General features: G+C 72.2%; 9 protein-coding genes. 6 read left to right on the plus strand and 3 right to left on the minus strand.

What is annotated here, in order from left to right; all coding sequences use genetic code 11:
• Nucleotides 1-2: 2 nt before the first annotated feature.
• Together moaA and BIU98_RS15020 are read right to left on the minus strand one after the other, a co-directional pair.
• On the minus strand, nt 3-1,205 hold the full coding sequence (gene moaA, locus BIU98_RS15015; protein ID WP_083393291.1) for a GTP 3',8-cyclase MoaA: 1,203 nt from the start codon (nt 1,203-1,205) through the stop codon (nt 3-5).
• Entirely contained in the window at nt 1,202-2,581 is a 1,380-nt protein-coding gene (locus tag BIU98_RS15020; protein WP_175481379.1) for a glycosyltransferase 87 family protein, read from the minus strand. Before BIU98_RS15020 ends, moaA begins: the two co-directional genes overlap by 4 nt.
• Here BIU98_RS15020 and BIU98_RS15025 point away from each other — a divergent pair.
• The 4 genes from BIU98_RS15025 to pheA are packed head-to-tail and all read left to right on the plus strand — an operon-like array spanning nt 2,531 to nt 5,960.
• Nucleotides 2,531-3,979 (plus strand): molybdopterin-dependent oxidoreductase, encoded by a 1,449-nt coding sequence (locus tag BIU98_RS15025; RefSeq protein WP_254787938.1) that lies wholly within the window; start codon nt 2,531-2,533, stop codon nt 3,977-3,979. The two genes, BIU98_RS15020 and BIU98_RS15025, sit on opposite strands and share 51 nt — an antisense overlap.
• Nucleotides 3,976-4,431 carry a hypothetical protein gene (locus tag BIU98_RS15030; RefSeq protein WP_071278293.1) on the plus strand — a complete coding sequence of 152 codons (456 nt, stop codon included), beginning with the start codon at nt 3,976-3,978 and terminating at the stop codon, nt 4,429-4,431. The genes BIU98_RS15025 and BIU98_RS15030 overlap by 4 nt, the downstream gene beginning before the upstream one ends.
• A 9-nt stretch (nt 4,432-4,440) precedes the next feature.
• Entirely contained in the window at nt 4,441-4,977 is a 537-nt protein-coding gene (locus BIU98_RS15035; RefSeq protein ID WP_071278295.1) for a MarR family winged helix-turn-helix transcriptional regulator, read from the plus strand.
• Nucleotides 4,978-5,003: 26 nt separating this feature from the next.
• Nucleotides 5,004-5,960, plus strand: coding sequence for a prephenate dehydratase (gene pheA, locus BIU98_RS15040; RefSeq protein ID WP_071278297.1), 957 nt, complete (start codon nt 5,004-5,006; stop codon nt 5,958-5,960).
• A gap of 12 nt (nt 5,961-5,972) precedes the next feature.
• Here the strand turns inward: pheA and BIU98_RS15045 are convergent, their stop codons facing one another.
• Nucleotides 5,973-7,058, minus strand: a complete 1,086-nt coding sequence (locus tag BIU98_RS15045) for a diacylglycerol kinase family protein (protein ID WP_083393293.1) — start codon at nt 7,056-7,058, stop codon at nt 5,973-5,975.
• Nucleotides 7,059-7,266: 208 nt separating this feature from the next.
• Here BIU98_RS15045 and serS point away from each other — a divergent pair, with 208 nt between their 5' ends.
• Both serS and BIU98_RS15055 read left to right on the plus strand, forming a co-directional pair.
• On the plus strand, nt 7,267-8,538 hold the full coding sequence (gene serS / locus BIU98_RS15050) for a serine--tRNA ligase (protein WP_071278299.1): 1,272 nt from the start codon (nt 7,267-7,269) through the stop codon (nt 8,536-8,538).
• Nucleotides 8,535-9,398 carry an HAD family hydrolase gene (locus BIU98_RS15055; protein WP_071278301.1) on the plus strand — a complete coding sequence of 288 codons (864 nt, stop codon included), beginning with the start codon at nt 8,535-8,537 and terminating at the stop codon, nt 9,396-9,398. The genes serS and BIU98_RS15055 overlap by 4 nt, the downstream gene beginning before the upstream one ends.
• Nucleotides 9,399-9,455 lie beyond the last annotated feature (57 nt).

Genomic DNA, 9,455 nt, shown 5'->3' on the forward strand with positions numbered 1-9,455 from the left:
CGTCATCCTCCGATCGCCGACATGCCCCGCGCCGGGTGCACCATGCCGTCCTGGTCGTCGCCGTGGTCGCGCGGCTTCGCCCACATCGCGAGCCGCCAGGCGTCGAGGACCTCGGCGTCCGAGGCCCCGGCGCGCATCGGCCCGAGCAGGTCGGACTCCTCGTCGGAGAACAGGCAGCTGCGGACGTGGCCCTCGGCGGTCAGGCGCGTGCGGGTGCAGTCGGCGCAGAACGACTCGGTGACGCTGGCGATGATGCCGACGGTGCCGAGGTCCTGCCCGGTGGTCCGCGAGACGACCCGGAAGCGCTCGGCCGGAGCCCCGTCGCGCGGCGCGGTGTCCGGCGTCAGGACGTACTGCTCGCTGAGGAGCTCGCGGGTCTCGGCAGCGGTGACCATCGAGGTGCCGTCCCAGGCGTGCCCGGGGTCGAGCGGCATCTGCTCGATGAAGCGGAGTTCGTGGCCGCGCTCCAGGCACCAGGCGAGGAGCTCCGGCGCCAGGTGGTCGTTCACGCCGCGGAGCAGCACCGCGTTGACCTTCACCCCGAGGCCGGCGTCCGCGGCGGCCGCGATGCCGTCGAGGACCCGGGCGAGGAACGGGCGCCGGGTCACCGTGGCGAACACGTCCGGGTCGACGGTGTCCAGGGAGACGTTCACCCGCTCGAGTCCGGCGGCACGGAGGTCGGCAGCGCGCGAGGCCAGCCCGATCGCGTTCGTCGTCAGCGAGAGCTCCACCCCGAGCGCGGCGCACCGGGCGATGACGTCGACGAGGTCGGCGCGGAGCAGCGGCTCGCCCCCGGTGAAGCGGACCTTCCGGACGCCGAGGTGGTCAGCGCCCAGGCGGACGAGCCGTTCGATCTCGGACGCGGTCATCAGCGCGTCGGTCGGGATGACGGGCAGCCCCTCGGCCGGCATGCAGTAGGTGCAGCGGAGGTTGCAGCGCTCGGTCAGCGAGACCCGGAGGTCCACGGCGCGGCGGCCGAAGCGGTCGACGAGCCCGTCGTCGCCCAGGGGTCGCGGCGGGATCGTGGACTCGGCACGCACCCGGCGGAGCAGCCCGGACGCCGGCAGCACCGAGGACCCGGGCGCAGCCCCGGGCGCCAGCGAAGCCCCGGCAGCCCCGGCAGCCCCGGCAGCCCCGGCATCCGACGCAGCCCCGGCGGCTGACGCGGGGAGGAGCCCCGTCGACGGGAGTGCGCGGGCGGTCATGGCAGCGATGATACGTGCAGCCGCCGGTCCCGCCCGGGGACCAGCCGGTCCCGCCACCGCACCCAGTCGGACCGCTCGGTCCGGATCAGCGTGACGACGACGATCACGAGCACGGCGCCGCCGAGCCACCAGCGGTAGGCGTCGACGTTCGGCCACGCCCCCCGCACGGCGATCGCGAGCGCGAGCGCCGACCACTCCCACCGGCCCGACAGCGCCACGAACGGGATGAGCAGCAGGGCGTACCAGGGGTAGCGCGGGGTGACGGCGAGGAACGTCACGCCGATCATGAGCACCTCGCCGGACCACGGTCGGCTCGGGTCGGACAGCCGCCACGCCAGCACCGCGGCGACGAGCACGGCCAGCCCGACCACGACGGTGCCCGCGTCGCCCTTGACGACCAGCGACACGAGGGCGAACCGGGACCCGTCCTCGTAGCCCTCCTCGGTCAGGTAGCCGGGCAGGTACCCGAGGACCTTCGTCCCCGTGGACGCGACGTAGGGCACGTAGAGCAGCCCGAACACCGCGATGCCGACCGGGATCGACCACCACGCTCGCCACCGCCCCAGGAGCGCCGGGTACACGATCGCCGGGATGAGCTTCGTGCACGTGGCCGCGCCGAGCATGATCCCGCCCCAGATCGGCCGACCGAACGCGACGAGCACGGCACCGCCGGTGGCGAGCGCTGCCCCGACGACGTCGACGTGGGAGTTCGTGACGGCCTCGGCGGCGACGAGCGGGGACCAGGCCCAGATCGCGGCCCACCACAGGGGGCGTCCGGTGCGGCGCAGCACCAGGAGCAGCCCGACGGTGACGCCGAGCGAGACGACGAGCCCGGCGAGCTGGAACGGCCAGTACTGCGCGGCGACGGGCACGGCCGACCGGACCAGCGCGAACCACATCTCGGCGAACGGCGGGTAGATCGTCGGCACGTCCACCCGGTTGATCGCCACGCAGTGCCCGTCCGCGCCGTCACCCAGCCCGTGGAGCCGCGGCTTGAGGTTCTCGCACGTGCCGTCCACCTTGTCCGGGAACAGCCACTCGGGCCGCAGGTGGGCCAACGCCTCGGACTGGGGGGTGTGCGCGTAGGGGGAGACCCCGGCATGCTGCACGATGCCGTCCCACGAGTACCGCGCCGAGTCGGTGCTCGTGTTCGGTGGCCCGGCCATCGCGGCGATCCCCACCACGAGGGCCCCCGCGAGGACGATGATGGTGACCAGGCGGGCCGGGACGAACCGCAGTGCGACGACCGCGATGACGAAGACCGTCCAAGCGATCAGGGTCCACGCAACGAATGACGTTCGATGACCGGACCGGAGGAAACCCAGATGCGTGACGCCGACGGCGATGACGCCCGCCAGGGCCAGCACGCCGACCACGGCGAGCACGGTCGGGAGCAGATGGCCGTGACGAAGTCGCATGATCCGTCGAGGCTACCGATGCTCCGCCGCCTGCTGGGCGACAGCCGCGCGGCACTGGCGTCCCCGAACCGGAACGCGCGCTCGGCGGTGGTCCTCGGACGCCTGCTCGGCATCGCCTTCCTGATCTGCTTCGGCACCGGCCTGTTCAGCCACTTCCTGCAGGACCCGCTGCCCTGGATGCGGTTCCCGACCCGGCCGACGCAGCTCTACCAGTTCACGCAGGGCCTGCACATCACCGCGGGGATCGCGATCATCCCGCTCCTGTTCGCCAAGCTCAACACGGTGATGCCGGCGCTCGCGCAGGACCCGCCCGTGCGTGGCGTGCTGCACCTGCTCGAGCGGCTCTCCATCGCGGTGTTCGTCTCCGCGGCGCTCGTGCAGGTCGGCACCGGCCTGGTGAACACGTACCAGTGGTACCCGTGGCCGTTCCCGTTCCGCCAGGTGCACTACGCGCTGTCGTACGTGCTCATCGGCTCGCTCGTCATCCACATCGCCACGAAGCTGCCGATCATCGTCCGGTACTGGCGTGCGAAGGACTCCTACGACGCCGAGGGCCGCTTCGTCCGCGACGACACGGTGGGCAGCGAGCTGCCCCCGTACAGCCAGGAGGCTCGTCCCGCGTCCGCCACGTACCCCCGGGGGCTCGTGGGTCGCGTGCTGCGCTGGGTCGACGGTGCCCCCGCTGCCAGCGCGACCGACGGGGCGGAGCCGCCCCGAGCCTCCCGTCCGTCGCCCACCGCGACCACCGGTCGACGTGAGCGGATCGCCCGACGCGGCTTCTTCGCCGGCGTCGCGGCGGCCACCGCCGGCGTCGTCGTGCTGACCGTCGGGCAGTCCTCGCGCCTCGGCGAGCCGTTCAACGTCTTCGCACCGCGGCAGCGCGGCCTCGGTCCGGCCGGCCTGCCGGTGAACCGCACCGCGCGCGCCGCCGGGGTGCTCGCGACCGCGACCGCCGCCGACTGGACCCTCACCGTCGTCGGACGGGACGTGACGCGGACGTTCTCCCGCGCGGAGCTCGTCGCGCTCGGCATGACCGAGGTGGCGCTGCCGATCTCGTGCGTCGAGGGCTGGAGCCAGATGGCCAGGTGGAAGGGCGTCAGGATGCGTGACCTGCTCGCGGCCGTGCAGGCGGAGCCGTCCTCGGACGTCCGTGTGACGAGCCTGGAACGCCACGGCGGGTACCGGGTGATGGACATGGGGCCGGAGTACGCGGCCGACCCGACCACGCTCGTCGCGCTCGAGCTGAACGGTGCGACGCTCGACCTCGACCACGGGTTCCCGGCGCGGATCATCGCTCCCGGGCGGCCCGGCGTGCTGCAGACCAAGTGGATCGAGCGGATCGAGGTGCGCTCGTGAGGGCCGCCCGGATCGTGCTCGTCGTCCTCGGCGTGCTCGTGCTGGCGTTCGGGGCGTACGTCCTCGTCACCACCGTCAAGCCGAACCGCATCGGCGGGCTCGCGGTCTGGCTCATCGCCGCGGTGATCCTGCACGACGCGATCCTGTCGCCGTTCGTGGTGCTCGTCGGCCTCGGGCTGCGACGGGCCGGTCGGGCCCTGCGCGTGTGGGTGCTCGTCGTCGTGCAGACCGCGGTCGTGCTCGGCAGCGTGCTCGCCCTGGTGGTCGTGCCGGAGATCGCGGCGAAGGCCCACGGGGCGAAGAACGCCACGGTCGTGCCGTTCGACTACACGGGCCGACTGCTGCTCGTCGAGGGCCTGCTGCTGGTCGTCGTGGTCGCCGCACTCGTCGTCGGCTCAGTGATGTCACGGAGATCCGCCGGAACAGTGGTTGAAACGACAACCATTTCGTAGGATGGGGTCATGACCGACGAGACGCCCTGGCTGACGCGCGAGCAGCTGCGCGCCTGGATGAAGCTCGTCGCCGTCATGGAGCTCCTGCCCGCGGCGCTCGACCAGCAGCTCCAGCGGGACGCCGACCTGACGCACTTCGACTACATGGTCATCGCGATGCTCTCGGAGACCGACACCCGCACGCTCCGGATGTCGGCGCTCGCCTCGGCCACGAACGCCTCGCTGCCGCGGCTGTCGCACGTGGTGTCCCGGCTCGAGAAGCGCGGGTTGGTGTCGCGGTGCCCGTCCGAGGACGACCGCCGGGCGACCGACGTCCGACTGACGGACGCCGGGTACGCCACGATCGTCGAGGCAGCACCCGACCACGTCCGCACGGCACGGCGGTTCGTCATCGACGCCCTGTCCGAGGAGCAGGTCGTGCAGCTCGACGGCATCGCGAAGTCCCTCCTGACGACGCTCGACCCCGACGGGCGGTTCGCCGCGCTGACGTACCCGCGCGACGAGGACGACACCGCGTTGTGCGAGGCGCGGCTCACCGGGCAGTAGGCCCACCGGGCAATAGGCTCGGCAGCATGAACGAGCCCGAGGTCGAGTCCGACACCTACAGCTACCTCGGACCGGCCGGCACGTTCACCGAGGCGGCCCTGAAGCTCGTCGAGGCCGCGGCCGGCAAGCCCTGGCGCAGCGTCAACAACGTCGGCGAGGCGCTCGACGACGTGATGTCCGGGCGCTCGGTCGGCGCCGTGATCGCGATCGAGAACAGCGTCGACGGCGGGGTCAGCGCCACGCAGGACGCCCTCGCCCGGATCCCCGGCGTGCGGATCGTGGGGGAGTACCTGGTCCCCGTCGACTTCGTGCTCGTCGCACGGCACGGCACGGCGCTCGCCGACGTCCGCACGGTGAACGCGCACCCCGTCGCCTACGCCCAGACGCACCGCTGGCTCGAGGCCAACGTCCCCGGCCACGGCCACATCCCGGCGTCCTCGAACGTCGCCGCCGCGGTGGCACTCCTCGACGCGGTCCCGACCGCCGACGCCGCCGTCGCCCCGCCCGGCATCACCGACCACCACGACCTGGCCGTGCTCGCGGAGTCGATCGGGGACAACAGCAGCGCCGTGACCCGGTTCGTGCTCGTGTCGAAGACCCTCTCGATCCCCGAGCGCACCGGCTCGGACAAGACGAGCGTCATCGTCGAGCTGCCAGCCGACCACCCCGGCGCCCTCGTCGACATGCTCGAGCAGTTCGCCACCAGGGGCATCAACATGGGGCTGCTGTCCTCGCGGCCGATCGGCGACGAGCTCGGCCGCTACCGGTTCGTCATCGACCTCGACGGGCACGTGCGCGACGAACGGGTCGCCGACGCCCTGCTCGGTCTGCGCCGGTTCAGCCCCCGCGTCACGTTCCTCGGGTCGTACCCGCGGGCGGACCGGCAGGAGACCGACGTGTCCCTGCGCTACTCGGACGCCGCGTTCGTCGAGGCGCGGGAGTGGCTCAGCGCGATCCTCGCCGGCGAGCCCGACGCGCGCTGACGCGCCCCGACCTCAGCGGCGGTGCGCGCCCCGGACCTGCCGCGTCGAGCGCGTCTGGTCCTCGGGTCCGGCGACCTTCACCCGCAGCCCACCGGCGTCGATCGCGGCGCGGAAGGCCACGACCTCGCCCACCGGGTCGCCGTCGATCTCGAACTCGTCCGGACGCTCCAGCCGCGCGGTGAACTCCTCGCCGCGCAGGTAGCGCAGCGGGCGCTCCTCGCGCGCACGGGTCGTGATGCGCTTGCCGATCGCCGTCTGGCCGAGGGCGGACCGGCGGAACGAGCGCAGGATCGCGTTCTCCCACAGCATCCGGGCGGCGATCCGGACCCAGCCGAAGAACCCGCGGGGCCGCATGACGACGATGTCGAACACGCCGTCGTCGATCTCGGCGTCGGGCAGCAGGGTGGCGCCGGCCTGCAGCATGCCGCAGTTGCCGACGATCAGGGAGTGCGCGCGCACCGAGCGGTTGCCCTCGCCGTCCAGGCGGTACCGGAACTCGAACGCGTCGGCGTCCCGGAGCGAGCGGACCAGCGAGTCGACGTAGGCGAGCCAGCCGACCTTCTTCTTCAGCTCGGGCTTCGTGTTCGCGAGCATCCGGGCGTCGAGCCCGAGGCCGGCCATCACGAGGAAGCCGAACTCCTCGCGGGCACCGCCCGGGCGCTCGACCCGCACGGTGCCGAAGTCGATGGCGCGTTCGTCGCCGTGGAAGATCGTGTGCACGCTGGCACGGAGGTCGTCGATCGGCGCGGGGATGTTCCGCGCGAGCAGGTTGCCCGTACCGCTCGGCAGCAGGGCGAGGGCCGCGTCGGAGCCGTGCACGACCTCGGCCACGGCACGGACGGTGCCGTCACCGCCGGCGGCAGCGACGACGTCGGCGCCGGCCTCGAGGGCCTCCCGCGTCATCCCGCCGCCCGGGTCCTCCTCCGAGGTCTCGAACCACAGGGTCTCGTTCCAGCCCGCTTCGCGCTGGTGCTGCTCCACCGTCTGCTTGAGCTTCGGCAGGTCCACCTTGACCGGGTTGTAGATGACGGCGGCGGTCTGCCGCTCTGGGGCGAGGGCGTCCTGGTGTTCGGACGCGGTCTCCGAGGGCGATGACATGCAACAGACCGTACCGGGATGGCCCTGTGGAGCGCGCGCCGTCCCGCGGTCTGTACACGAGACGGAATGGAGGCTCGTGGCGGCGCCGCCACGAGCCTCCAGTCCATCTGTTGGTCACCGGGGCCTGGCCAGGATGGATGCGGGGGATGGGGACTGCATCGACCTCCTCCGCCCCGAGGCCGCAGGTGGCCCTGGCTAGGATGGACCGGTGATCGACCCACAGCTGCTGCGCGACGAACCCGATGTCATCAAGGCCTCACAGGCTGCGCGCGGCGCCTCCGTCGACGTCGTCGACGAGGCCGTCGCGGCGGACGCCGCCAGGCGGAGCGCGATCACCGCGTACGAGGCCCTGCGTGCCGAGCAGAACGCGTTCGGCAAGACCGTCGCGAAGGCCCCGAAGGACGAGAAGGCCGCGCTCGTGCAGCAGGCCCAGGCGCTCGCCGCCGGTGTGAAAGAGGCACAGGCCACCGCGACCGCCGCCGAGGAGACCTTCAACCGGGTCGTCCGCGCGATCCCGAACGTCGTCCTGCCCGGCGTCCCGGCCGGTGGCGAGGACGACTTCGTCACGCTGCGGACCGTCGGCACCAAGCCGGAGTTCGCCTTCGAGCCGAAGGACCACGCCGACCTCGGCGAGGCGCTCGACATCATCGACATCGCCCGCGGCGTCAAGGTCTCCGGCTCGCGCTTCTACTTCCTCAAGGGCCTCGGCGCCCGGCTCGAGATCGCGCTGATGTCCCTCGGGCTCGACCGTGCGGTCCAGCACGGGTTCGTCCCGCTCATCACGCCGACGCTCGTGCGCCCGGAGACGATGGCCGGCACCGGCTTCCTCGGCGAGCACGCGGCCGAGGTCTACCGGCTCGAAGCCGACGACCTCTACCTGACCGGCACGAGCGAGGTCGCTCTGGCCGGCTATCACGCCGACGAGATCCTGGCGTTCCCGTCCGAGGACGACCAAGCGCTCCGCTACGCCGGCTGGTCGACCTGCTACCGGCGCGAAGCCGGGTCGGCGGGCCGCGACAACCGCGGGATCCTCCGCGTGCACCAGTTCAACAAGCTCGAGATGTTCTCCTACGTCCACCCGGACCAGGCCGACGCCGAACACGCCAAGCTCATGGCGTACCAGGAGTCGATGCTGCAGGACCTCGGGCTGCACTACCGCGTGATCGAGACCGCAGCCGGCGACCTCGGCACGAGTGCGGCGCGCAAGTACGACCTCGAGGCCTGGGTCCCCACGCAGGGCACCTTCCGCGAGCTCACCTCGACGTCGAACTGCACCACGTTCCAGGCCCGTCGCCTCGACATCCGCTACCGCACCGAGAGCGGCAAGACGGCCCCCGTCGCCACGCTCAACGGCACGCTGGCCACCACGCGCTGGCTCGTCGCCATCCTCGAGACCCACCAGCAGGCGGACGGCACGGTCGTCGTGCCCGAGGTCCTGCGCCCGTACCTCGGTGGCGTCGAGGTGATCGAACCCCGATGACCAGCACCCCTGGCAAGGTGTCGTCCCACGGGTCGGCGGCCACGACGCGTGTCAAGCGCTGGCTCGTCGCCCTCGACATCGACGGGACCGTGATGCGCGAGGACGGCATCGTCACCCAGGCCACCGTCGACGCCATCCAGGCCGCAGCAGCCGCCGGGCACGAGGTCATGCTGTCCACCGGCCGCAGCGAGGGCATGACCGTGCCGGTGCTCGAGAAGATCGGCATCCAGCCCGAGTACCTCGTCTGTGCCAACGGCGCCGTGACCCTGCGTCGCTCCACCGCCGCCGGCGCGATCGACGGCTACGTGCGCGTCCACGTCGAGACCTTCGACCCGACCGACGTCCTGCAGACCATCCGCGGTGCCCTGACGAACGGCGCGTACGGCGTCGAGTCGCCCGATGGCCGCTACCTGCTCTCCGGGCAGTTCCCCGACGACGCCATGACGAAGCACGGGTCGCACGTGCCCTTCGAGCAGTTGCTCGGCGTGCAGGCCACCCGTGTCGTGGTGATCTCACCGGAGCACGGGCTCGAGGAGTTCCTGCAGATCGTCGACCGGATGGGCCTGCACAAGGTCTCGTACAACGTCGGCTGGACCGCGTGGCTCGACATCGCTCCCGAGGGCGTGACGAAGGCCACCGCCATGGAACGTGTCCGCGAGTGGTTCGACATCCCGCGCTCCCGGGTCTTCGCCGCCGGTGACGGCCGCAACGACATCGACATGCTGCGCTGGGCGTCCACGTCCGGCCGCGGGGTCGCGATGGGGCAGGCCCCGTCCGACGTGGTCGACGCCGCGAGCGAGATCACCGGGGGCGTCACGGACGACGGCCTGGCGGCCGCGCTGGACACGTTGCCCCGGTAGCCGGCCCGCCGAGCGCCTGGCTCCCGGCCTCCTCCACACGAAACGCCGAACGGCACC

The sequence above is a fragment of the Curtobacterium sp. MMLR14_010 genome, from assembly GCF_001865015.1.
GTDB lineage: Bacteria > Actinomycetota > Actinomycetes > Actinomycetales > Microbacteriaceae > Curtobacterium.